The organism is Tenacibaculum bernardetii (assembly GCF_029125915.1).
GTDB lineage: Bacteria > Bacteroidota > Bacteroidia > Flavobacteriales > Flavobacteriaceae > Polaribacter > Polaribacter bernardetii.
This window is the reverse complement of record NZ_JAQJCU010000003.1, coordinates 128,583-153,526: the sequence shown is the minus strand read 5'-3', so window position 1 is coordinate 153,526 and position 24,944 is coordinate 128,583. Positions and strand designations below refer to the sequence as shown.

Annotated in this window: 27 protein-coding genes; 9 read left to right on the top strand and 18 right to left on the bottom strand. The window is 30.2% G+C overall.

Annotated elements, in window-relative coordinates:
* Positions 1–54 precede the first annotated feature (54 nt).
* Complete coding sequence (locus P2G10_RS03700) at positions 55–1,194, top strand: geranylgeranyl reductase family protein (protein ID WP_275315223.1); 1,140 nt, start codon at positions 55–57, stop codon at positions 1,192–1,194.
* Between the two features lie 70 nt (positions 1,195–1,264).
* On the opposite strand, the gene P2G10_RS03695 is transcribed toward P2G10_RS03700, so the two are convergent.
* Genes P2G10_RS03695 through P2G10_RS03680 form a run of 4 tightly spaced genes read right to left on the bottom strand, consistent with a single transcriptional unit; the run spans position 1,265 to position 4,190 of the window.
* Complete coding sequence (locus tag P2G10_RS03695) at positions 1,265–2,893, bottom strand: ABC transporter substrate-binding protein (protein WP_420833280.1); 1,629 nt, start codon at positions 2,891–2,893, stop codon at positions 1,265–1,267.
* The gene (locus tag P2G10_RS03690; protein WP_218771133.1) at positions 2,856–3,368 is read right to left on the bottom strand and encodes a DUF4442 domain-containing protein; all 513 of its coding nucleotides are present in this window, start codon (positions 3,366–3,368) and stop codon (positions 2,856–2,858) included. The genes P2G10_RS03695 and P2G10_RS03690 overlap by 38 nt, the downstream gene beginning before the upstream one ends.
* Before the next feature lie 10 nt (positions 3,369–3,378).
* Positions 3,379–3,696, bottom strand: coding sequence for an antibiotic biosynthesis monooxygenase family protein (locus P2G10_RS03685; protein WP_218771134.1), 318 nt, complete (start codon positions 3,694–3,696; stop codon positions 3,379–3,381).
* Entirely contained in the window at positions 3,693–4,190 is a 498-nt protein-coding gene (locus tag P2G10_RS03680; protein WP_275315221.1) for a GNAT family N-acetyltransferase, read from the bottom strand. The genes P2G10_RS03685 and P2G10_RS03680 overlap by 4 nt, the downstream gene beginning before the upstream one ends.
* A 127-nt stretch (positions 4,191–4,317) precedes the next feature.
* On the opposite strand from P2G10_RS03680, the gene mtaB reads away from it, so the two are divergent.
* From mtaB to P2G10_RS03655, 5 genes are read left to right on the top strand one after another with little or no spacing between them, the layout of a single operon-like run.
* Positions 4,318–5,652 carry a tRNA (N(6)-L-threonylcarbamoyladenosine(37)-C(2))-methylthiotransferase MtaB gene (gene mtaB, locus P2G10_RS03675; protein ID WP_275315220.1) on the top strand — a complete coding sequence of 445 codons (1,335 nt, stop codon included), beginning with the start codon at positions 4,318–4,320 and terminating at the stop codon, positions 5,650–5,652.
* Positions 5,653–5,690: 38 nt separating this feature from the next.
* Complete coding sequence (locus tag P2G10_RS03670) at positions 5,691–6,212, top strand: DUF6438 domain-containing protein (protein ID WP_275315219.1); 522 nt, start codon at positions 5,691–5,693, stop codon at positions 6,210–6,212.
* Entirely contained in the window at positions 6,212–6,877 is a 666-nt protein-coding gene (locus tag P2G10_RS03665; RefSeq protein ID WP_275315218.1) for an alpha/beta hydrolase family protein, read from the top strand. The genes P2G10_RS03670 and P2G10_RS03665 overlap by 1 nt, the downstream gene beginning before the upstream one ends.
* 37 nt (positions 6,878–6,914) lie before the next feature.
* The gene (locus P2G10_RS03660) at positions 6,915–7,814 is read left to right on the top strand and encodes a lytic transglycosylase domain-containing protein (protein WP_275315217.1); all 900 of its coding nucleotides are present in this window, start codon (positions 6,915–6,917) and stop codon (positions 7,812–7,814) included.
* Between the two features lie 3 nt (positions 7,815–7,817).
* Positions 7,818–8,030: a hypothetical protein gene (locus tag P2G10_RS03655; RefSeq protein WP_218775071.1), complete on the top strand. Its 213-nt coding sequence runs from the start codon at positions 7,818–7,820 to the stop codon at positions 8,028–8,030.
* Positions 8,031–8,035: 5 nt separating this feature from the next.
* Here the strand turns inward: P2G10_RS03655 and P2G10_RS03650 are convergent, their stop codons facing one another.
* The 4 genes from P2G10_RS03650 to P2G10_RS03635 all read right to left on the bottom strand — a co-directional run bounded on the left by P2G10_RS03650 (position 8,036) and on the right by P2G10_RS03635 (position 9,335).
* Entirely contained in the window at positions 8,036–8,236 is a 201-nt protein-coding gene (locus tag P2G10_RS03650; RefSeq protein WP_218771140.1) for a YwbE family protein, read from the bottom strand.
* 85 nt (positions 8,237–8,321) lie between these two features.
* Positions 8,322–8,513 carry a cold-shock protein gene (locus P2G10_RS03645; RefSeq protein WP_218771141.1) on the bottom strand — a complete coding sequence of 64 codons (192 nt, stop codon included), beginning with the start codon at positions 8,511–8,513 and terminating at the stop codon, positions 8,322–8,324.
* Between the two features lie 195 nt (positions 8,514–8,708).
* Positions 8,709–8,900: a cold-shock protein gene (locus tag P2G10_RS03640; protein WP_218771142.1), complete on the bottom strand. Its 192-nt coding sequence runs from the start codon at positions 8,898–8,900 to the stop codon at positions 8,709–8,711.
* Positions 8,901–9,143: 243 nt separating this feature from the next.
* Positions 9,144–9,335, bottom strand: a complete 192-nt coding sequence (locus P2G10_RS03635; protein ID WP_218771143.1) for a cold-shock protein — start codon at positions 9,333–9,335, stop codon at positions 9,144–9,146.
* 171 nt (positions 9,336–9,506) lie between these two features.
* On the opposite strand from P2G10_RS03635, the gene P2G10_RS03630 reads away from it, so the two are divergent.
* Positions 9,507–10,082 carry a helix-turn-helix domain-containing protein gene (locus P2G10_RS03630; protein ID WP_275315216.1) on the top strand — a complete coding sequence of 192 codons (576 nt, stop codon included), beginning with the start codon at positions 9,507–9,509 and terminating at the stop codon, positions 10,080–10,082.
* A 5-nt stretch (positions 10,083–10,087) separates the two neighbouring features.
* Here P2G10_RS03630 and P2G10_RS03625 read toward each other — a convergent pair whose 3' ends face one another.
* The 10 genes from P2G10_RS03625 to nadC form a co-directional block, all read right to left on the bottom strand.
* A complete protein-coding gene (locus P2G10_RS03625) occupies positions 10,088–10,771 on the bottom strand; it encodes a phosphonatase-like hydrolase (RefSeq protein WP_218771145.1) in 684 nt (227 codons plus the stop codon).
* Positions 10,772–10,776: 5 nt separating this feature from the next.
* Positions 10,777–11,934 carry a TIGR03364 family FAD-dependent oxidoreductase gene (locus tag P2G10_RS03620; protein ID WP_275315215.1) on the bottom strand — a complete coding sequence of 386 codons (1,158 nt, stop codon included), beginning with the start codon at positions 11,932–11,934 and terminating at the stop codon, positions 10,777–10,779.
* Positions 11,924–13,186 (bottom strand): DUF5690 family protein, encoded by a 1,263-nt coding sequence (locus P2G10_RS03615; protein ID WP_275315214.1) that lies wholly within the window; start codon positions 13,184–13,186, stop codon positions 11,924–11,926. Before P2G10_RS03615 ends, P2G10_RS03620 begins: the two co-directional genes overlap by 11 nt.
* Before the next feature lie 71 nt (positions 13,187–13,257).
* A complete protein-coding gene (locus P2G10_RS03610) occupies positions 13,258–16,110 on the bottom strand; it encodes a TonB-dependent receptor (RefSeq protein WP_275315213.1) in 2,853 nt (950 codons plus the stop codon).
* A gap of 188 nt (positions 16,111–16,298) precedes the next feature.
* Entirely contained in the window at positions 16,299–16,967 is a 669-nt protein-coding gene (folE, locus tag P2G10_RS03605) for a GTP cyclohydrolase I FolE (protein WP_275315212.1), read from the bottom strand.
* A 68-nt stretch (positions 16,968–17,035) separates the two neighbouring features.
* A complete protein-coding gene (gene hisS / locus P2G10_RS03600) occupies positions 17,036–18,400 on the bottom strand; it encodes a histidine--tRNA ligase (protein WP_275315211.1) in 1,365 nt (454 codons plus the stop codon).
* A gap of 158 nt (positions 18,401–18,558) precedes the next feature.
* Positions 18,559–19,488, bottom strand: coding sequence for a YihY/virulence factor BrkB family protein (locus tag P2G10_RS03595; protein WP_275315210.1), 930 nt, complete (start codon positions 19,486–19,488; stop codon positions 18,559–18,561).
* A gap of 171 nt (positions 19,489–19,659) precedes the next feature.
* A complete protein-coding gene (locus P2G10_RS03590) occupies positions 19,660–20,229 on the bottom strand; it encodes a pentapeptide repeat-containing protein (RefSeq protein WP_218771152.1) in 570 nt (189 codons plus the stop codon).
* A gap of 182 nt (positions 20,230–20,411) precedes the next feature.
* Positions 20,412–22,517: a M3 family metallopeptidase gene (locus P2G10_RS03585; RefSeq protein ID WP_275315209.1), complete on the bottom strand. Its 2,106-nt coding sequence runs from the start codon at positions 22,515–22,517 to the stop codon at positions 20,412–20,414.
* A gap of 15 nt (positions 22,518–22,532) precedes the next feature.
* Positions 22,533–23,393: a carboxylating nicotinate-nucleotide diphosphorylase gene (gene nadC, locus P2G10_RS03580; protein WP_218771154.1), complete on the bottom strand. Its 861-nt coding sequence runs from the start codon at positions 23,391–23,393 to the stop codon at positions 22,533–22,535.
* 61 nt (positions 23,394–23,454) lie between these two features.
* Here nadC and rlmH point away from each other — a divergent pair, with 61 nt between their 5' ends.
* Positions 23,455–23,928, top strand: coding sequence for a 23S rRNA (pseudouridine(1915)-N(3))-methyltransferase RlmH (rlmH, locus tag P2G10_RS03575; RefSeq protein WP_218771155.1), 474 nt, complete (start codon positions 23,455–23,457; stop codon positions 23,926–23,928).
* Between the two features lie 117 nt (positions 23,929–24,045).
* The gene (locus P2G10_RS03570; protein WP_218771156.1) at positions 24,046–24,888 is read left to right on the top strand and encodes a coiled-coil domain-containing protein; all 843 of its coding nucleotides are present in this window, start codon (positions 24,046–24,048) and stop codon (positions 24,886–24,888) included.
* Positions 24,889–24,944: the final 56 nt, after the last annotated feature.

Genomic DNA, 24,944 nt, shown 5'->3' with positions numbered 1-24,944 from the left:
ACACTTCTTATAAATTGGAAGTAATACGTATATTGCGTTTTAAAAAAACAACTTATGCAACATTTTGATGTAGCTATTATTGGTAGTGGTCCTTCTGGGGCTTCAACTGCTTTTCATTTAGCTAAAAAAGGAATTTCAACTGTTATAATAGAGAAAGAAACATTACCCCGCTATAAAACTTGTGGTGGTGGATTTGTTTTTAGAGGCCGTAAAGATTTACCTTTTGATATCTCTTCTGTTGTTGAGCGTGAATTTAACACGATCGATATATATTTAGGTGAAAAACTACATTTTAAAACACAAAGAGAAGACCCTACAGTTACTATGATTATGAGAGATTCTTTCGATCATTTAATCGTAGAAAAAGCTAAGGAGCTTGGTGTTACTTTATTAGAGAATCATAAGTTAAATAAATTACATTTTTCTGATGATAAAATCACTTTAGAAACATCTCAAGGAGAACTTTCTGCTAAATTTATAATTGCTGCAGACGGTGCTTTAAGTCCTACCGCAAAAATGGCTGGATGGAAAGAAGATACTCGAAAATTAATACCCGCTTTAGAATATGAAGTAGAGGTTTCTGACGACGATTTTAATCGCTTAAAAGACGAAGTTCGTTTTGATATTGATGCTATACCTTACGGTTACGCGTGGAGTTTCCCTAAGAAAAATCATTTATCAATAGGAGTTGCATCTGCAAGAAGAACAAAAATAAATTTAAAGAAATTTTACCAAGAGTATATGGAAATACTTGGTATTACTAATGTAATTAATGAATCTCAACACGGATTCCAAATTCCTGTGGCACCAAGAACTGATGGGTTTGTGAAAAACAACGTGTTTTTAATTGGAGATGCTGCTGGTTTTGCAGATCCTGTTACTGCTGAAGGTATTTCTAATGCTATTTATAGTGGTAAATTAGCTGCTGAAGCAATAAGTGAAAGCAACTTAAATGAGAAACTTGCAGAGGAATTATACCTTGCTAAAATAAGTGAAAAACTACTACCAGAACTTAATACTGGTTTATGGCTTTCTAAGTGGTTTTATGAGCAAAAAACGATCCGTAATCTTTTATTAAAAAAATATGGGCAACGTTTTAGCGAAGCAATGGCAGATGTTTTTCATGGAAAACGCTCTTACCCAAAAGACATTAAACAGACTATAAAAAACAAAATAAAATCGTTGGTTTCTTAATCGAAGATTTATAAATAAAAAGACACCGTTTAGATTATATAAACGGTGTCTTTTCATTTTATAACTGATTTTACTCTTTACGTACTCTTTTTAAATTTAGTAAATCAACCGGATTTATACCCAATCCTTGAATATTTTTTTGACTAAAACGAATTACTTCATCATAATATAACGGAACAATCGGAGCCTCATTTATTATAATACTATCCATTTGCTGATATAATTCATAACGCTTTTTAACATCGATTTCCTTTATTGAGTTCTCGTATAGCTCATCAAATTTCTCGTTCTTAAAATGTGTATAATTTGGTCCGTTGGGCGTAAAATTTTTACTATAAAATAACGATACGTAGTTTTCTGCGTCTGGATAATCAGCAATCCAACTTGCTCTAAAAACAGGTAGTTTTCCGCTTGATTTACCTTGTCGTAAGGTTGAAGGCGGAATTACATCTACTTTAGTTTGCAAGCCTATATTTTGTAATTCACGCTGAATAAATTCACATAAGTCTAAATAATTACCATTCGTAGTAATCGTAATTTCTGGATTTATATTTCCTGTCACCTTTATGTATTCAGAAACCAACGCAGCCGCTTTTTCTGGCTGATAAGAATATCCTTTTTGGTTATTAAACGACGGCAATCCTTTTGGTATAAATCCACTTGTGGCAGGTGTACCAATTCCGTTTCGTAAGAATTTAATCATTTTTACACGATCAAATCCATAATTTATAGCTTGCCTTATTAATTTTGATTTTGTTGGTTCTTCATTTTCACCATCTAAATAAATCCCTAAATATTCAGTGTTCAAATATGCGCCTGTTTCCATCTTAATCTCACCTACATATTTCTCTTTTAAAGTTCCGTCTGTATTTAAAATATCATCTTTATAAGAAGCGTCAATACTTTTCATAAAGTCGAGATTACCTTGTATAAACTGTAAAAATTCACTCTGCTTATCAGGTAAAAAAGTAATTGCAACAGCTTCTAAATAAGGCAATGAATTCCCTGTTATATCTTTTTCATAAAACATCTTGTTTTTACGCAATACTAATTTTGTGTTTTCTACCCATAATTTAAATTTAAAAGGACCAGTACCAATTGGATTTTCTCTAAAAGAGTTGCCAAAATAAGTTACCGCTTCTTTCGGAACTACCGAACAATATTTCATTGCCAACAACCCTAAAAAAGGTGGAAATGGCTGTTTTAAATTGATTGTAAAAAGCGAATCGTTTTCAGCCTTAAAATTTGCTACGTTTTGTAAAACCCAACCTCCTGGAGAGGCAACATTTTTATCTAATAACCTACTAAATGAATATTCAAAATCTTTGGCAGTAACATTTCTCGTTGAATCTTTTCCGAACAATGAGTGTTTATGAAAATTCACATCTTTTCGTAGGTTGAACTTATATTTTTTTCCGTCTTCAGAAAGCGTCCAATTTTTAGCGATGTCGGGTTGTACATGTAAACTATCATCTAACTGCACCAAACCATTAAATAACTGATTTACCGCCCAAATATTTCGTTGATCTTTTGCAAAAGCAGGATCCAGCGAAGTAATATTCGAATGTTCATTATAACGAAAAACCTGAGTTTCAGAAAAAGAACTAGTCTCTTTAGCACAAGAATAAAAACCGATAAAAAGAACTACTAAAACAAAAAACTTACTTGTTCTTCCTTTTATTTTTATAATATGATTTATCTGCAATGTATATGATTTTAGAAACTTCAGCATATATCGTTGAAGCATCTTTATTTGTTATTTTAATATCTTTTTGTAAATCTATTTCTTGCGCATCTTTTAATCGTTCTTTTATTTGCTGAATCTCCTCTTCAGAAAAAATAAAATCAGCATACGAATTTGATTTTGCAGGTCTTTTAAACTTAATATTGGCACTTTTATCCCAAACTACATAATCGTTGCCTAGAATATTCATTAGCTGAATCATAAAAACAGGGTCTGTTGCCGAAAATAAACTTCCTCCGAAAATAGATCCTACATAGTTTTTGTTTTTATAACTAATAGGAATTTTAACTTTTACATTATACAAATCGTCAGATACTTCAATAATTTTACCTGTAGATCTACGATACATTGGTGAAATATTAAATCCGTATTTAAAAATAGTACTTTGTTTTAAAAAAGTACTTAAAACCTTAGATATTGTTGCGTACATTTAATTACTCTTATTTTTCAAACCCATATTCACGCTCTACTTTACAAATTCGGAGTTGGTATTTTGTGTACCATTTTTCTCTTCCTTTTTCTCGAGCTTCTATGTGTAATAAATTATTTTTCCATTGTGTAATTGCCTCTAAACTTCGCCAATATGAAACTGTAATTCCAACTTCCGAGCGGGCTGACTCAATTCCTAAATAACCTTCTTGTTTTTTTGCTAACTCTTCCATTCTGTTGTTCATGTCTTCATATCCTTCTTGATCATCAGACAATATAGTTGTAAAAATAACCGCGTAATATGGCGGAGTTAATGAATCTTCAATCATAAAATTAATTCGTATTTAGTTTCTGGCAAGCCAATATCTTCACTTATAAAATTCTTTATTTCTGTAAAATTAAATCGTTTTAATATTTTGGCTGAGGCTATATTCTCATCAACTACATAACCTACAATTTTTTTTATCCCTACAAATCTACAATAAGAAATTAGTCCTTTGCAAATTTCAGTTGCATATCCTTTACCCCAATATTCTTGAATAAATCGGTATCCTATTTCATCATCTACATTGTCTTTTACCAAAGCAACAGTTCCTATAAACTTCTTATCAACTTTTCGTTCTATCGCATAAATCCAAAAATCATTTTTAAGCTTATCATACCTATTCATCAAATCTTTAAGCTCTATTTCACACGCAACAATTGTTTTAATATCACCTGTTGCATATTGTAAAACTTCGGGATTACTTTCTAACTTAAAAAAAGGTTTTAAGTCAGTTAAAAGAAGTTTTCTAATGCGTAATCTTTCGGTTTCAAAAATCATGAATAAATTGTAATTTTGCAGTTGATAAATACTGTATAAAACAGATTTATAAAAATACACCATACGAACTTCTAAAAAATTAAAGACTTACACAAGCCTTTTGTTTTTTATTAAGGATATTAAAAGAATGAACGTAGATAAAAAAGTAGCTTTTTACACTTTAGGATGTAAATTAAATTTTTCTGAAACTTCAACAATTGCTAGAAATTTTGTTTCTGAAGGTTTTGAACGTGTTGAGTTTGATGAAAAAGCAGCTATATATGTAATTAATACATGTTCGGTTACTGATAATGCTGATAAACGTTTTAAATCGATTGTAAAATCGGCTTTAAAACAAAATGAAGATGCTTTTATAATTGGTGTAGGTTGCTATGCGCAATTAAAACCTGAAGAATTAGCCAATGTTAATGGGGTAGATTTAGTTTTAGGTGCTACCGAAAAATTTAACGTTACTAGTTACATCAATGATTTAACTAAAAATGATATTGGCGAAGTACATTCGTGCGAAATTGAAGAAGCCGATTCTTATGTTGGTGCCTATTCTATTGGCGATCGTACCCGTGCTTTCTTAAAAGTACAAGATGGTTGTGATTATAAATGTACGTATTGTACAATTCCGCTAGCAAGAGGAATTTCTAGATCTGATACTTTAGAGAACGTTTTAAAAAATGCCAAAGAAATATCAGAAAGAGGAATTAAAGAGATCGTTTTAACAGGTGTAAATATTGGTGATTACGGTAAAGGTGAGTTTGGTAACAAAAAACACGAACATACTTTCTTAGAATTGGTTAAAGAATTAGATAAAGTTGATGGTATTCACCGTTTGCGAATATCGTCTATCGAACCTAATTTATTAAAAGACGAAACAATTGATTTTGTTTCTAAATCTAATACTTTTGTTCCGCATTTTCACATTCCGTTGCAATCTGGTTCTGATGAATTGTTAAAAAAAATGAAGCGTCGTTATTTAACGCAAACCTATACAAATAGAGTTACTAGAATAAAAGAAGTAATGCCAAACGCTTGTATTGGTGTAGATGTTATTGTTGGTTTTCCTGGAGAAACAGATGAATTATTTTTAGAAACCTACAACTATTTAAACGAAATGGATATTTCGTATTTACATGTATTTACCTATTCTGAAAGACCAAATACAGAAGCTGTTAATATGGATGGCGTAGTTGCCAAAAATGTACGTGCAAAACGAAGTAAAATGTTACGTGGCTTATCTGTTAAAAAACGTAGGGCTTTTTATGAAACTCAAATCGGAAATACATTAACGGTGCTTTTTGAAAGTGAAAATAAAGAAGGCTATATTCACGGTTTTACACAGAATTATGTAAAAGTAAAAACACCTTGGAATCCGGAGTTGGTAAACACACTACATACTGTTTCCTTAACCGAAATTGACGAGGATGGTTTAGTTCGTTTTAACTTTGTTAAAAACGAAGTTATTGCTTAAATTGTGAATAGTTTTTTATCTACTTTAAAATAAAAATTATGAAATACGCACTAGTATTACTTTTCGCTTTAACTATTATAACTTGTAGCGTTCCTAAAACGGAATTAAAAAAAGATTCTAAACCTATCGAGAAAGAAATAATCGTAGAAAAAACAATTGATAAAACTAAAAAACTAGAAAGCGAACCAATTAAAGAGAACAATCTTGTAAATATTCGAAAAACGCCTTGTTTTGGAGATTGTGCCGTTTACAATGTTACTATTGATAAAAAAGGTAATGTTACCTTTAACGGAATCGAATATGTGCTTGAAAAAGGAATTCATACCTTTAAGCTTTCTGATAAAGATTTTAAAAAACTTAATGATATGTTTACTACAAATGGTTTTAATTCGTTTAAAACTGTTTACGACAACACAAACATATCTGATTTACCAAGCACATTTATAACCCATAATAACAAACAAATAAAAATTCGTTTGTGGAAAGATATTCCTGATGAATTAATTAATATTCACGAGTATATTGAAGAACTTTTATTGGATAAGAACCTTATTGAATAATGGTAAAAACTCATGTGTATTTTGTGCCAGGTTTAGCTGCAAATACTAAAATATTTGAGCACATTTCTTTGCCTAAAAAAAAAGCTCAGCTTCATTTTATAGACTGGTTATTACCAACATCAATAAATGAAAGCATTGAAAAGTATGCTGCACGAATGTGCGAAATTATTAAACACGAAAACCCGATATTGGTTGGTGTTTCTTTTGGAGGAATAATGGTACAAGAAATGAGTAAAATTATTCCTTGTAAAAAAGTAATTATTATTTCTAGTATCAAAAGTAATAAAGAACTTCCTATGCGTTTAAAATTAGCGCAAATAACAGGAGCATATAAACTTTTCCCTTCAAAAATAATAGCGAATATCGAAAGTTACGAACATTATTTCTTTAACGATTATTTAAAAAAAAGAGCGGAATTGTATAAAGTATATTTATCGATAAGAGATAAAAAATATTTACAATGGTCTATATACAACGTGTTGCATTGGCAACAAAAAGAACCATTGAAAAATATAATTCACATACATGGCAATGATGATGAAGTTTTTACTGCAAAACATATAAAAAATTATATCAAAATAGAAAAAGGGACTCATATTATGATTTTAAATAAAGCAAAAACTATTTCTAAAATCTTAGAAAAGGAATGCTTTTTGATGGATTAAAGATGGTAATAAGTTCTAATAAAAAAATTAAAAGAAAATGAATAAATCCGTGCGTTTTTTATCAATACTAACAGTTGTGTTTGTTGCTATTTTATTTACAAATACAATAAGCCAATCTAACGAACCTGTCATTAAGAATGTAGCAGAAAGCTATCAAATTAAAGCTGTAAAACTCCCTAAAAACATGGAGTTAGCTGGTGAACGTGTGCCTTTAGAAAAAGCAGACATTAAAGAACGTATGGATCGTGAGTTACTTGTAAACACTTATTGGCAATCAAACGGATTACTATTAATAAAACGTGCCAACAAATACTTTCCAATTCTAGAACCTTTATTAGCTAAACATGGTTTACCTGATGATTTTAAATTTTTAGCTTTGGCCGAAAGTGCATTTATTGATGAAACTTCATCTGTAGGCGCGGCCGGAATGTGGCATTTTATGAAAAGTACTGGTCGTGAATACGGTTTAGAAATTAACGACAATGTAGATGAACGCTATAATATAGAAAAATCAACTGAAGTAGCTGCTGAATATTTAAAGAAAGCATATAATCGTTTTAATTCTTGGACCCTTGCTGCTGCAGCATACAACGCCGGTAATTATGGTGTAGGAAGAAGATTAGAAACTCAAGGTGTAACTAGTTACTACGACGTTTTATTACCCGATGAAACAGAACGTTATGTATTTAGAATCTTAGCGTTAAAAGAAATAATTTCGAATCCTGAGAAGTATGGTTTTGAATTTGATAAAGAAGATTTATACACTTTACCATCTACCTACACAGTTAAAGTAGACACCGCTATTACCAACATAGCTTTATTTGCTAAAAAGTACGGTACCACCTATAAAGATCTTAAACTACACAACTCTTGGTTAAGAGAAAATAAACTAAATAATAAAAGTCGTAAACTATACGAAATTAAAATTCCCAACTAACAAATGAAAAAAGTACTTCCTTTTATATATATTGTAATTGGGCTATTTATTTTAATAGTCACTTTCTCTCAGTTTTTTAAAGATCAAGAAAGTTATCGGGTCCTTTTAAGTTTCAGAACCGAAAGCAAGTATATATTCTTACTTGTAAGAGTTTTATTTGCAAGTTGGTTTTTAATAGACGGAATAAAGAGGTTGAAACAAAGCAAAGAAGATTAGAGTATCTAATCTTCTTTTATGTTTTTTACCCTTCCTACAATTCCAGATTCTAATTGCACTTTAATTCCGTGAGGATGATTAGCTGAGTTTGTTAAAATTCTACTTACAATACCTATCGTTAACTCGCCCGATCTTTGATGACTTTTTTGAACAACCTCAACCTCTATACCAATACGAATGTGATTTCTATTTCTACCGTCTTTCATTTAAAATATTTTTCATTAAAATAAAAAAGCCTATCAATTAATTGATAGGCTTTCTTTAAAAAGTTTACTCTGGTAATAATATATATTATAATACTCTTACATTTACAGCGTTTAATCCTTTTTTTCCATCTTGTAAGTCAAACTCAACCTCATCGTTTTCACGAATTTCATCGATTAATCCTGAAACATGTACAAAATGCTCTTTGTTGTTTCCTTCTTCTGTGATAAATCCAAATCCTTTTGATTCGTTGAAGAATTTTACGGTACCTTTATTCATAATAAAAAATTAATTTGTCGTTAACTTAAGTGCTAACAACGTTTATTGTTTTGCAAAGATAATGCCATTTTTTTTAAATACACCTAAATAATTGATTTTATTACAATTATCTTAAAAATAAATATTAAAAATAAAAAAGCCTATCAATTAATTGATAGGCTTTTTTTAAAAAGTTTACTCTGGTAATAATATATATTATAATACTCTTACGTCTACAGCGTTTAATCCTTTTTTTCCTTCTTGTAATTCAAATTCAACTTCGTCATTTTCACGAATTTCATCGATTAATCCAGAAACATGTACAAAATGTTCTTTGTTTGATCCTTCTTCTGTGATAAATCCAAATCCTTTTGATTCGTTGAAGAATTTTACGGTACCTTTACTCATAATAAAAAATTAATTTGTTGTTTGCTTAAGTGCTAACAACGTTTATTGTATTGCAAATGTAATGCCAAATATTTTAAATACACCTAAATAATTGATTTTATTACAATTAAAAAAATAATTCTTGAAAATTTCATGTAACAAACACGCATTACTATAAAAGTTTAAAACATTTTTTAACACAAAAAAGCCTATCAATAATTGATAGGCTTTTTATTAAAAAGTTTACTCTGGTAATAATATATATTATAATACTCTTACGTTTACAGCGTTTAATCCTTTTCTTCCATCTTGTAATTCGAATTCAACTTCGTCGTTTTCACGAACTTCGTCAATTAATCCTGATACATGTACAAAATGCTCTTTGTTGTTTCCTTCTTCTGTGATAAATCCGAATCCTTTTGATTCGTTGAAGAATTTTACGATACCTTTATTCATTATAAAAAATTATGTGTCGCTAACTTAAGTGCTAGCTAAGTTTATTAAAGCCGCAAATTTAACACCAAAAATATTAATATCAGCTTAAAAAAAAAAATTATTTATTTATTTTCAAAACTCAAAAGAAACCATACATTTTGTATATTTTTATATTGTTAAACTTATTTATGGATGAATAATTTTTTAATAGGAATTGGTAAGCGAATCAAAATTATCAGAAAAAAACAGAAATTAACTATTAGCGAAGTTGCTTCAAATGCGGGCGTATCTAATGGTTTAATTTCTAGAATAGAGAATGGTAGAACAATGCCTTCCTTACCTGTTTTATTAGAACTAATAGCAGCTTTAAAAATTGATCCAAGTAATTTTTTTAAGGATATAGAAAATGCTCAATCCAAAAAATATATTCATATATCAAAAGAAGAACAACAATTAATAGAGAAGGAAGTAGATGCTGAAGGTTTCACGTACCATCATATATTTAATAAAAGTTTATCTGCTATAGGTTTTGAAGCTGTTATCTTAAACATAAGTCCTAATTCAAAAAGAGAAAAAGTAGTTACTGATGCTTGGGAATTTAAGTATATTATTAGCGGTAGTTGTACTTATTATATTGGCGAAGATAAAATTATTGTAAATAAAGGGGATTCGTTGTATTTTAATGGAAAAATACCTCACGTACCATTTAATCATACAGCACAAGATTGCACAATGCTTGTGCTGTATTTTTTTATTGATGCTGGTTAAATTTCTTATAAAACATCTTTTAGATTTACCAACGATTCTAAAATATAGGTTGGTTGTGGTTTTTCTAATTGTGTTTTTGTTTGTGCACCAGACAAAACACCCACAGTAATTCCGCAGCCTGCATTTTTTCCTTCTTCAATATCAATAGCAGAATCACCTGCTTTTAAAACTTTTGATGCATCTGTTACATTTAATAAGTCCATTGCTTGAAATATCATATATGGATGCGGACGTCCTTTTACAACATCACTTGCTGTAATTAAAGCGTCATAATGTGTTTTTTTATTCCACTGTAACTTATCTAATAATAAAGTCGCTGTTTTTCTATCATAGCCAGTATTTAGAACTACTTTTATACCATCGGCACGCAAACCTAACAAAACATTTTCAACCCCTTTAATAGGTTTTACCACTAAATTAATATAAGCTGTATCTAATAAACTTTTAAAATTTTCGAAAATAATTTGAGATTCTTTTAATTTATCAGACTTTAAATGTGTTAAAACATCTTTAATTGCTTTGTGCTTTTCTTTTCCTGCACCATATTCTAAAACAGTTTCTAAAGAAACTTCAACATTAAAATTTTGTATTGCTTTATGTAATGTTTTATAAACTACGTTTTGCTCATCTACTGTTGTTCCTGCCATATCAAAAACAACCATTTCTATTTCTCTCTTTGTTTCGCTCATCATCATTATTTATTAAATATTTTATTGATATTTTCTTTTGAAAACCCTGCACTTCCCGTCATTCCTTTTCCACCGATACCTGTTACAACATGTACATTATCACTTATTGTGTGTTCGAAAATATCTTTTTCTTTACATTGACTGTAAAAACCTGCCCATTTATACTGAATATCATAAGTTGGTAGCTCTATTATTTTTTTAGCTTCTGTAATCATATAATTGTCAATATCTTCATTTAAGTCAAAACCCAAATCATCAATATTTTTTGCAGTGGCATATTCATGCGAATCACCCAAAATCACCGAACCATCGATAGCTTGTTTAAATAAAATATGAACACCATATTTTTTCTGAAAACTATCAGGATCTTCTTTTGCTTTTATCTCATTCCATGAAGCACATTCTTCAAAAGCCTCGTATCTTCGGATTGTTGAACCTGTTAAAATAGAACCATCTAAAGTGAAATTTTTTTGAGGTTTGGTTTGCATCATTTGCAACTTAGAAACCACTAAATCACTATTATTATATATTGATGGATATAAAGTTTTAAAATCAACTCCGTTACAAATAATAACTTTTGATGCTTTAAATACCGCATCGATTGAAGATGTTACCACTACTTCATTATTTATTTCTGCTGTATTAATTACACTTGTATTGTAATGAATATCAATATTTTTTTCTGCGGATAGAAAAGAATGTAAACGATGAATCATCGTTTTTGGTTCTACGGTTACCTCCTCTGGAAAAAACAATCCTGCTTTACAATAATCAGTACGTAACCCTGCGTATTTATCTAAACATTGTGCTTTTGTTAATAAATTTGAAGTATAATTATTGTTTTTATTAATTTGATGCAATTCTTCAATTAACTGAACTTCTTCATTATTAGAAGCTAAATAAACCGTACCATTTTGACGAACTGTTACATCAAACTGACTTTGAATATCTTTATAAATAGCTAAACTTTCTCTTCCATAATTTTGCCATTTTTGATTCATTCCTGAAGGCACTACTTGTCCAAAATTACGAACTGTTGCTCCTTGTGGCTTATTATCTCTTTCTAAAATAGCTACTGATAATCCTTTTTTTGCTGCGTGATAAGCGTGAAAAGTTCCTAAAACTCCACCTCCAACAACGATTAAATCATACTTATTGTTCATATACTAATTCTTTTAATTGTACTGGTTTCTTATATTTATTCTTAAAAAAACGAAAACTATAAATTGTTATTACTAATCCTATAAATGCTAAAAAATATAATGCTTGTGTAAAAAATGAAAGCCAAGAGATATCTCCTTTTCCAAAATTCTTATAAAGAAGAATCAAAATACTTCCTAAATATCCGAAGGCATCGGCTATGTAAATTAAGAAACCTACGTTTCCGTTAATTTTAAAAGTCGCAATCATTCTATCAAAGAAAATTCCGTTAAAAGGTACGTAACAACTGTATAATCCTATTCCTGAAACTACCATCCAAACCAATGGCGTAATAACTTGTTGTTGATATAAATATGTTGATACCAAAATTGAAATACATCCAATAATCAACACATAATGGTAATACATAAAAGCTTTATAATTTTTAGTAATACTACCTATCATCCCTAAAACAACTAATACAATAATAGCTATTGGTATTTCAGAAATACTATAAATAGAGGCATCTGTATACCCTAAAGAATCCCATATTTCTCTAGCAAAATTGTCTCTAAAATCTCTAATTGATGTTAACAGCATAAAGAAAAATACTATTAAAGTTAAAGGCAGTGCGTATTTTTTAAATAACAGCTTTCTTTCTTGTTTATTTAAAGGCTTTCTTACGGCTCTTAATAGTTGGTCTTCTGTCGTTGGCGGTGGTAATTTCTCTAACAACCACGCAAAAAACAATAATGGAAGTATAAAAAATAGTCCTGTAATAAAGGGCATCCAATATTCATCAAAATGAAACTTATCTAATACCATTTTACCTATTGTTTTAACAGCTCCTGAGGAAACTATAAAACTAGAGGATAAGATTACTCCTAATAATTCGGTAGCTTTTCTTCCTTCTAGATAAGAAAATACAATTCCCCAAATCATTCCTAAGGGTAATCCGTTTAAAAATAAAAAGAGAATATTATAAGGTGCTGGAGTAACTGCAAAACCCAACAACGCTAATTCTGCTGAAAAAATAAAACCAACCAAATAAAGCATTCTTGTATGCGATTTCATTTCTGAAATTACTTTTATACCTACAAATTTTGATAACGTATAGCCAACCACTTGAGCTACTATTAATAAAATTTTATAATCTATGCCCCAAAAAGCTAAGTTTTCAAATGTGGCTACAGTAAACGGCTTTCTAAAAGCGTACATACAAAAATAAGTACCAAATGCAGCAATAGAAGCTTGTAATAAAAAACGTAAACGCATGAGTTCTTTTTTTTGACAGAAATTAGCTCTCAATTTCTTGAGAGCCTACTTCCGCGTTTAAATCAAAATACTTAAAGACTAAATTTAATACCAATGTTTCCTTTAACTCCGTAATATTCTACTTGTTTTGGGCGGTCTTGGCTTTTACCGTAATGATAAATCAGGGGATTATTTAAAATATTATTGAAATCAGTATAGATTGTCCATTTTTTCCCTATTTGATAAGATGCTGAAAAATCTAACGTATTATATCTTCCGTAGTACACATCACCAATATCTCTTTCTCCGTAAGCAATGGCATATTTTCCTTTATGATTAAAAGCTATCCTTGTATTAAATCCGCCTTTTTCAAAAAATAATTGTGCATTAAACAAACTTCCCGCTTGATAAGCCATCGCTACTTTTCTACCACTTGCTTTTGTCATTTCAGAATCCATAAACGTAGCGTTTAATTGTGTTCCAAAATATTTAAAAAATCCTGGTAAGAAATCAAAACGTCTGTTAATTCCTAACTCTACACCACCAATCCATGATGTTGCTCCTCCGTTTACAGGGGTAGTGAATTCAACACCTTCTTTACCGTTGTAAGTTCCTTGATAGGTATCATTATAAATAATATCTGTAATCGATTTATAAAAAACACCTGCGTTTACAACACCTACATTTTGGAAATAATATTCTCCTAATAAATCAAAATTCCATGAAAACGTTGGATTTAAATCAGGATTACCTCCTTTAAATTCGTTATCAAAAGATATAAAAGTTCCTGATGGAGAAATGTCTCCAAAATTAGGTCTTGAAAAACTTCTTGTTGCGGCAAAACGGATATTTAAATCTCTTTTAGGAGAATACTTAACGTGTAACATTGGTAATACTGCCCAATAATTTTTATTTTTTACCGATTTCGTTAAAACATTATTTTCAACAACATATCCTGATACTTTTGTTTCGGTTTTCGTAGCTCTTAATCCTCCTAAAATAGTCCACTTTTCAGAAGCTTTTAAAGTTCCCATACCGTAAAATGATAAATGAGTTTCATCAACATCAAAATTTCTTCCTAATCCACTATTATACTGTAAAGCTGATGAATCATCTTCTAAAACACTTAAATTTTCTTTGTTTGATGTCCAAAAATTATTCATTCCTTCGGTAGATAAAACAGGTCCAAAAGTTGATTGAATATTAGATCCCATTTCATTTAAATAATCTGCACGACCTGGTTGCTGAATAACATATTGAGAATAATCTGATAACATTGGAGTTTCTCCTGCTCCATTCCATCCGTAGTATAAATCTTCAAAAGTTGCTCTACGATCTTTATCTCTATATTTAGTTCCTACTTTAATTTTAAAATTATCATTAATGGTATGTTCATAATTTAATGAGGCTGCTATATTATCTCTTTCTTTTATTGATATTTTATATAATTCTAAATCTGAAAACTTCATTTTAGTTGCATCCATTTTAAATTTAGAATCGCTAAAAAATCCAAATAAAGCATCGGTATCATTATAATCTAACTTACCGCCATCGGCTTTCCAATAAGCTCTATCATCATCAGCACCACCAGTATCTTTCGGTCTGTTATCTAAATAATCAGCATTGATACCAATACCATCTTGTTTAAACTTTACAACAAAATAACTTTTATCTTGTGCTGTTGGCGTATTTCCATATTTAAATTCATTAGCATAAGAAGCAATACTCCAATCGAATTTTCCGTTTTCAACAAGATGTCTTCCTCCTATTTCTTTTCCAAAAAGCTCTGTAATTAATTCGTTATGTATATTTTGTAATTCTACTCTTGTAGTACTTGTTCCTGAGTCAAATTTATCAAAACGAATTCTATGCTTATAATGTTCTTCAGTATCAGATAAAGTTCCATAAACTCCTCTAAAATAGATTTTATGAGCAGGTGTAAAATTATATTCCATCGCAGCGTTTAATCCCATGGTAACTCTTACACCGTTATAATCTCTTAATTCCATTCTAAAAACACCTTCGTCTCCTTTTCTACGTGCTTCAAAATTATCAGTACCCCAACTTCTATTCCAATACGAACCGTTTACGATATATCCGAATTTACCGTCTTTACTTTTGTTACCAATGGTTAAAGAAGCATTGTAAATTGGGTTACCAGATTTTTCATTAAAACCACCACCTATATTTACATTTAAAAGTTGTTTGCTTGGTGCTGTTTGTGTAATAAAATTTACACCACCACCGATTCCGTCTGATTCCATATCAGGCATGTATGCTTTTGCTGCTTGTACGTATGAAATTAATTCTGATGGAAAAAAATCAAAAGCTGTTGCACGTGAAGTCGTTTCTTCTTCGGCTGTTGGAAGTCTATTTCCGTTAATAGTTGTTGATGTCCAAAAAGGAGGCAATCCTCTTACGGATACAAAACGTCCTTCACCTTGATCTCTTTCAATAGATAATCCTTGAATACGTTGTACTGTTTCCGCTGCATTACGATCGGGTAATTTACCAATACCATCAGAAGCAATCACATTCATTATACTCATTGATCTTTTTTGAATACTTAAAGCTTTCGCTTCACTATTTCTTCTTGATCCTCCATTAATTACAACTTCTTCTAATGCATTCGAAGAAGGTAACAATGCAATTACTCCTATATTTTTACTAGCACTACCAACAATAGAAACATCTACTATTTTTGTTTGAAAACCGATATAAGAGATCTCTAATACTACATTTCCTTGTTCAACTTTATTTATCACAAAATTTCCATCAAAATCAGTGTATACACCTTTTGTTGTTCCTGCTAATGAAATACTTGCTCCTGGTAACGGAAAATTACCATCAGTTATAATCCCTGTAATAATAGTTTCTTGTGAAAAAACAGCATTACTAATAAAGAGAACTAGTATCGTATTCAATAAAATTTTAAAATTATTCATTTGTTTAGTTTTACAATAATTAAATTACCTGACGCAAATCACGTTATTTTTTTACTATTTGTAAACTTTTGAATATTAAGAAAACTTTTTGATAATGCTATTTTAGTGTAATAAAATTGTTAAGCAATAAAAAAACCTTAACTAAATAGTTAAGGTTTTTTTGCTTTTTGATTAAAATAATAATAAAATTAATCGAATTTTGTATCCATTTTAACGTAATCTAAAAACTCACGTTTTGTTTCTTTATTTTTAAATTTACCGCCAAATTCGGCAGTAACAGTACTACTTTCTATATCTTTTATACCTCTAGAGTTAACACATAAATGTTTTGCATCAATAATACAAGCTACATCTTGTGTTCCTAAAGCTTCTTGCATTGCCTGAACTATTTGCATTGTTAAACGCTCTTGTACTTGTGGTCGTTTTGAGAAATACTCTACAATACGATTCATTTTAGATAGTCCAATTACTTTTCCATCAGAAATATAAGCAACATGTGCGCGACCAATTATTGGTAGTAAATGATGCTCGCAGGTAGAATATACAACGATATTCTTTTCTACCAACATTTCACCGTAATTGTAATTATTATCAAACGTAGATGCTTTTGGCATATTTGCAGGATTTAAGCCCATAAATATTTCATTTACAAATGCTTTTGCTACACGCTTAGGTGTACCTTGCATACTATCGTCTGTTAAATCCATTCCTAAAGTGATTAAAATATCTTTAACACTTTCTTGAATTTTTTCTATTTTTTCTTCATCAGAAATATCAAAAGCATCCACACGTATTGGTGATTCTGCCGATGTACTTATGTGATTCTCTCCTATCTCTTCTATTCTCTCGTCATTCATTTTGTTGCTACTCACTTCAAACATTTCTTTCAATTATTAGGGCGCAAATTTACAAATTAGTTGTTAATTTACTGTACTTTACTTATCAATTCATCTAAAGAACAAGTAGTTTGCTCTCCGTTTACCATATCTTTTAAAACAAACATATCGTTTTTAATAGTAGTTACCACATATTGTATGTCTCTACTACCAACGTATTTCCATTGTTTTTTCTCTTGTTTATTGCTTGTCGCGGTATCAGGGTACAACTCTGATTTTATGTTATGCGCTCTTAATTTCTTAATAGCTTTTATCTTCGATAGATTTTCTGCTTCATCAAAATTTAAAAATAACACTCTTGGTTTTGGCAACTCAACCTCTTCAAATAAATTTAATTCTTCCATTACCAAGTAAATTCTGTCTAACCCGAAAGAAATACCTACGCCACTTACATCCTTTAATCCGAAGATTCCTGTTAAATCGTCATAACGACCTCCGCCACCGATAGACCCCATTTTTACACCTTCTGGTGGTGCTACTTCATAAATGGCACCTGTGTAATAATTTAATCCGCGAGCTAAAGTTACATCTAACGTTAACGAAGCAGACGCCAACCCTATTTCTTCTATCATCTCTACAACAGTACGTAATTCTTGTACACCTGCCAATCCTTCATCTGAAGCTTGTAACATTTCTTGCAAAGACGCTAACCTATCTTGATTAGTTCCTGAAAAATTAAATAACGGATCTACTTTTACAATAGCATCTTCAGAAATTCCTTTTTCAAGCATTTCTTTTACAACACCTTCTTTACCAATTTTATCTAACTTATCTAAAGCAACCGTAAAATCGATTAATTTATCTTTTGCGCCAATTACCTCAGCAATACCAGATAATATTTTTCGGTTATTAATTTTTATAGTCGCACCGTTTAAACCTAACTTACTAAAAACAGTATCATATAACTGTACAAATTCTACTTCTTGCAATAATGATTTACTTCCTACTACATCCGCATCACATTGATAAAACTCTCTGAAACGTCCTTTTTGCGGACGATCTGCTCTCCAAACTGGTTGAATTTGGTATCTTTTAAAAGGAAACGTAATATCGTTTTGGTGCTGTACCACGTAACGTGCAAACGGCACTGTTAAGTCGTAACGCAAAGCTTTTTCAGATATTTTTGAAGTCGTTTTAAGACTGTTTTTTTCTGTTAATAAAGCTTCGTCTACTTTTTTTAAATAATCTCCAGAATTTAAAATCTTAAAAATTAAACGATCTCCTTCTTCTCCATACTTTCCCATTAAGGTTGATGAGTTTTCGAAACTTGGTGTTTCGATAGGCTGGAATCCGAAATTTTCAAACACGTGTTTGATCGTATTAAATATATAATTTCTTTTTGCTACTTCGCTTGATGAAAAATCTCTGGTTCCCTTTGGGATTGATGGTTTCATAGTTAATTATGAATTGTGGATTATAAATCGTGAGTTTTTCTCAAAACTTAAAATCTGTAATTTTTAAACGTTTGTATTCTGTTACTTAAAAGTAAGTTTTCACAAGAGTAAAATACTTAATCTAACTTAGTTGACAAATATCTGAATTTATAGGCGAATTATAAAGTTTTATTTACGCGTTTTAATCGATAAATAGCTGCGTTTAATTCAAACCCTAAAAGCAATATAATTGCATTTAACCACACAAACAACATTAAGACTAACAATGTACCAATAGAACCATAAAGTTGGTTATATGTTGCGAATTTTACCACATAAATTCCGAATAAATAAAAAGAAAATAAAGATAACACTGTGGTTAAAATTGCTCCTGGCGAAAAGAACCTCACTTCCCTTCCTTGTTTGGTTCCGAAACGAAAGAGTAACGAAACAATTGTAAAAATCATTATTAAGAATAATAAACCTCTACCCCAATAAAAAAAATCTAAATCACTCGTCTCTAACCATCCTATTTCATTGATTCTAGACAATGCTAGTTGGTAAAAAATAATAGCAACTACCGTTATTATCAAGAAAAAAGACATCAATAACGAAACACCTAGCGATACAATATAGGCTACAAAAACACTTCTAAATTCTGTTACATGGTATGAATATTCGAATCCGCCAAAAATGGCATTTACTCCGTTTGTCATTAAAAAAATTGACGCTAAGAATCCAAATGATAATAAACCACCATACTGGTTGTTAATAATATCTTTTAATACCAAATCTACAGCCTCAAAGGTTTCTGGAGGCAGCATTTCTTGAATTAACCAAAAGAGATTATCCTGAAACCCATCAATAGGTATGTAAGGTATTAACGACAAGATAAATAGCATAAAAGGAAAAATTGCCATAAAAAAACTAAAAGCAATACCACCAGCTCTAGTAGTTAAAGCACCTTTTACAATACCAATAACATACATTTCTAGCACGTCATATAAAGACATTCCTTCTAACCCTGGTATTTTAATTTTTTTTCCAAAAACTACTAACAAGTTTAATACTGGTACTTTTTCTAAATTATCTTCTATTTGTTTTGTCATTTATTAAGTTTCGAAGATTTTAAAGTTCTTTTATTAATTACTATTCCGCTTTAAACTTTGGTAAAAGCATGCATTATTTACTTTAATAGTTGATATGTCTCTCTCGGTTTACCTCAAAAGCACATTAAAAAATAAAGAGTAGTCTTAACCTGAATCAAGTTCTCACTAAAACTATTCAATAACAATATTATGTTTTTGTAACAATCCTATAACATTCTCTTTTGAAAACTTTGCTTTTTTAAGCTTATTATTATCAGGATCAATACTAAAATTAAAGGCGGTTTTAAAATCTACCTTTTCTAATATTGAGCGATCAAATATGGCACTTTTTAAATCGCACGTATCAAAAAATGAATTTGTAAGATCTGTTTCTGTAAAATCAACCTCTTGCAAATTACAATTTACAAATTTTGTGTTTGGTATTTTTAACTTATAAAATGATGAGAAATTTAATTGACAGTCTTTAAAACTAAACTGCAATAAAAACGAATCACATTCATTAAATTTTACACCAATCATTTTACATTTTACAAAAGACGCTTCCTTAAAAGCGCTATTTGTTACAATGGTATTACTAAAATTACAATCGATAAATTCACATTCTACAAATTGGATATTTGACGCATGTACGTTTTCGAAACTACAGTTCTCGAACGTACAATTATCGTATTCCCCCTTTTTGATTTTTGTTTCGTTAAAATCAATTTTTGTAAATGTTTCGCTATCGAAGTAATCGTTCATTTTAAAATAACCTTAGGGTGTTTATGAGCACTAAAACATCTCGATACAAATTTATTCGTTCCTCTTAATTTACTCGATGTGACAACCTCACAATTGTAGATATCATTTTTTTTTTAACACTGAGTAAAAATCTCTGCAAAAAATCATTCATTACCTAAGATTTACTCGATGTGACAACCAAACTATTGTAATCCTCTAGCTTTTAACATTGGAGCCGCTTTTGGATTTCTTCCTGCAAAAGTATTATACATTTTAGCGTAATCCATCGTGTTTCCTTTTGATAAAACTTGCTCGCGGAATTTCTGTCCGTTTTCACGCGTTAACAATCCGTTATCTTTAAACCAATCATAAGCATCGTGACTTAACATCTCTGTCCATAAATACGAATAATAACCAGCTGCGTAGCCTCCACTAAAAACATGTGCGAAATATGTAGAACGATATCTTGGCGGAACTTCTGCTATTTTTAATTGCATCTTTTTTAAAGCATCTTCTTCAAACTTAGCAACATCCTCTATCTTTTCATCAGCAGAAACAGTATGCCAATTCATATCTAAACTAGAAGAACATAAGTTTTCTATCATCGAATATCCTTGATTAAAAGTTCCGGCATCTTTAATTTTCTTTAATAAATCAGCAGGTATTACTTCTCCTGTTTTATAATGCACCGCATAATTATTTAATATCTCTGGATGTGTTGACCAGTTTTCGTTAAACTGAGATGGGAACTCAACAAAATCTCTCGCTGTACTTGTTCCTGAAATTGATGCATATTGTTGATTACCGAATAAACCGTGTAATGCATGTCCGAATTCATGAAACATCGTTTCAACTTCACCAAAACTAATTAAAGCCGGTTCACCTGCTGCTGGCTTTGGCGAATTACATACATTATATATTACTGGTTTTTGATTGCGTAACTTAGATTGTTTTACGAAAGCACTCATCCAAGCGCCACCACGTTTACTATCTCTTGCAAAGAAATCTCCATAATATAATCCTAACTTAGATCCATCTTCTTCAAACAACTCATACACCACAACATCTGGATGGTAAACCGGAATATCGGTGCGTTTTTTAAATGTAATTCCGTATAACTTAGTAGCTGCATAAAAAACACCTTTCTCTAATACATTTGTTACTTCAAAATAAGGCTTTACCTCCTCTTCATTAAGATTATATTTAGATTTACGCACTTTTTCAGCGTAATGATTCCAATCGTAAGCCGCTAATTTAAAATCGTTTCCTTCTTTTTTAATTTCAGCCTGAATTTCTTTAGTTTCTGAAGCAATTTTATCTAAAGCACCCGGAATTAATCCGCTAAACATTTTAAAAACCTCATCTGGTGTTCCTGCCATTGTTCCCTGTAAACTCCAACTTGCATAGTTTTTAAAACCTAAAATCTGCGCTTTGTTTGCTCGTAAAGCAACCATTTTTTTAACCAACTCACTTGTGTCGTATTCACCAGCATCTGATCTATGAATAGATTTTTCTAACAACTCTTTACGAACTTCTCTGTTTTCTAAAGTTTGTAATGATGGTTGTTGACTTGTATTAATTAACTGAATTTCATATTTACCGTCTTTATTTAACGACTTAATTTTTTCTTCAGAAAATCCTTTTAACTTTTCTTTATCAGTAATAACAACACCTCCTTTTTTACTTGCATCTAATAATTTTTTACCAAAATCATTTGCCAAGCTTGCTATTTCTGAGTTAATTTCTTTTAACTTCTCTTTTTTATCTTCTGATAAATCAGCTCCTGCTTTAGAAAAATTCTTATAATATTCTTTTACCAAATGTTTAGATTCAGCATCTAATTGTAAACTATCTACATTATTATAAACAGTTTTAATTTTAGCAAACAATGCGGTATTTAGTAAAATATCATCATTGTGTTTAGAAAATTTTGGCGCTAACTCTTTCTGAATCTCTTTAATTGTATCGTTTGTATTAGCTCCTGCTAATCCATAAAAAACAGCGGTAACTCTATCTAGAGTTTTACTACTTTCTTCTAAACTTAAAATAGTATTTTTAAAAGTTGCTGTCTCTGTATTTTCAACAATTTCTTTAATTGTTTCATTTTGCAATTTCATACCTTCTAAAATAGCTGGCATAAAATGTTCATTTTTTATCTTCGTAAAATCTGGCGCACCATAATCTAATGTGCTTTTAACTAATAACGGATTTTCTACAGCCATATTCGTTTTTGTTTCTTTTTTAGCTTCTTTAGTGTTGCATGAAATTGCCAATACTAAGGTTGCTAGTATAATTATATGTTTTTTCATTTTGATAAAATTAAATTAATCAACTGCTTTTAAACTTAAATCTAAATTATAAACCGAATGTGTTAAGGCGCCTGATGATATAAAATCTACACCACACTCAGCATACTCACGAATTGTTTCTTCATTAATTCCGCCAGAAGATTCTGTTAAGCAAGTATTACCTATTAAGGCAACCGCTTTACGAGTATCTTCATAATTAAAATTATCTATTAAAATACGATACACTCCTTCGTTCGATAAAATCTCTTTAATTTCTTCTAAACTACGCGCTTCTACTATAATTTTAATATCTAAACCTTTCTCTGCTAAATATTTTTTTGTTTTAGTAATTGCTGGTGTAATTCCGCCTGCAAAATCGATATGATTGTCTTTTATCATTACCATATCATACAATGCAAATCTGTGATTTTCTCCGCCACCAATTTTAACTGCCCATTTTTCTATAGCACGAATACCTGGCGTTGTTTTACGAGTGTCTAAAACTTTTGTTTTTGTTCCTTCTAATAAATTAGCAAAAAACTTCGTTTTAGTTGCAATGGCACTCATACGTTGCATTGCATTTAACACCAAACGTTCTGCCATTAAAATAGATTGTGATTTTCCTGACACATAAAAAACAACATCCCCGTATTTTACTTCATCTCCGTCGTTAATTAATGTTTCTATTTGCAAATCAGCATCAACATAATTAAAAACCATTTTGGCAAATTCTACTCCAGCTATAATTCCGTCATCTTTAACCAATAATTTTGCTTTACCAGTAGCGTCCGAAGGAATACAAGAAAGTGATGTATGATCTCCATCGCCAATATCTTCGCGAATAGCATTAACAATAATTAAATCTAGTTCTTTATTAAATTGTTCTTTTGATATCATGTTTTCAATAATTCTGACGTAAAAATACTAATTCGTAGTGCATAATTCATAATTTTACAGCATGAAAATAAAACTAATAGCCATTGGTAAAACTGATGATAAAAATTTGATTCAGTTGATTGATAATTATCAAAACAGATTAAAACATTATGTTAAGTTTGAATTAGAGGTTATACCTGACATTAAAAATGTTAAGAATCTTAGTGAATCTCAACAAAAAGAAAAAGAAGGTGAATTAATTTTGGCTAAACTTCAAAACACCGATCAACTTGTTTTATTAGATGATAAAGGAAAACATTTTACATCTATTGAATTCTCTCAATATTTACAAAAAAAGATGAATTCAGGTATTAAACAATTAGTTTTAGTAATTGGTGGGCCTTACGGATTTTCGGATGCGGTATACAAAAAAGCAAATGGGAAGTTATCTTTATCTAAAATGACCTTCTCGCATCAAATGATACGTTTATTTATTGTGGAACAAGTTTATCGTGGCTTTACTATTCTTAAGAATGAACCCTATCATCATGAGTAATTAAGCTACTTTTTCGGGACCATAAAGTTCTTAAAAAAACAACTATTTTTTTATTTAAATTTTTGTAATTTTGTCGCCCCAAAAAAGTGTATTAAATATTACAATAAATAAATCAAAATGAAAACATTAAAATTTTTATTAACCGCTGTTTTTTTCATCTTTTTCGCTAGTTTACAACAAGTAAATGCTCAAAACGAAATTAAATTATTAAAATCACAAGTAGAAGACAAAAAAGATCAAATTGACGCTAACGAAGAAGTTTTAGTTAGTGGTGTTAGAGCTTTAAAACGTGTAACTGCTAATTTAGAAGACTTCAAGAAAGGTAAAAACACTACTAAAGAAGAGATTAAAAGAAAAGAAAAGATTGTTTCAAGCATGCAAAGTAGGTTAACTAGGTTAAATGCTCAAATCGACATGCAAAAAGATGATTTAGCTGCTATTGAAAGAAAACTAGAAAGAAAAACTAGAAAGAGCTCTCCGAAAGTAGCTAAGGTAGTTACTGAAAAAACCGTTGTAAATAACAGTGTAAACAACACAGTAAGCGAATTAGCTTTACGTAAAAAACAATTAGAAGACGCTCGTTTAAAGTTAGAAAATGATCGTAAAGCAAAAGAAATTGCTTATTTAAAACAACAAGAATCGTTACGTTTAGAGGCTGAAAAATTAAAACAATTAGACAACCAAATTAAGGCTGAAGAAAAATCTATCGTTAAAGAAAAAGGAACTTTAATTAGTGATTACGAAGATGATATTAGTATTAATGAAGAAATTTTAACAAGCGGAAAAGAAGGTTTAGCTAGAATGAATGCTAAATTAGAAAAAGCTAAAAAAGACCCATCTACTTCTAAAGAGAGTATTGCTCGTAAAGAAGCTATTATAGTTAAAATTAAAGATCGTTTAATTAAAATACAAGAAGAAATTAATGCTAAGAAATTAGAGCTAAATAAATTAAAAGGTTAAGAACTCTTAATTATTCCTTTAAAAAAGCCGAAATTTAGAAACATCTAAATTTCGGC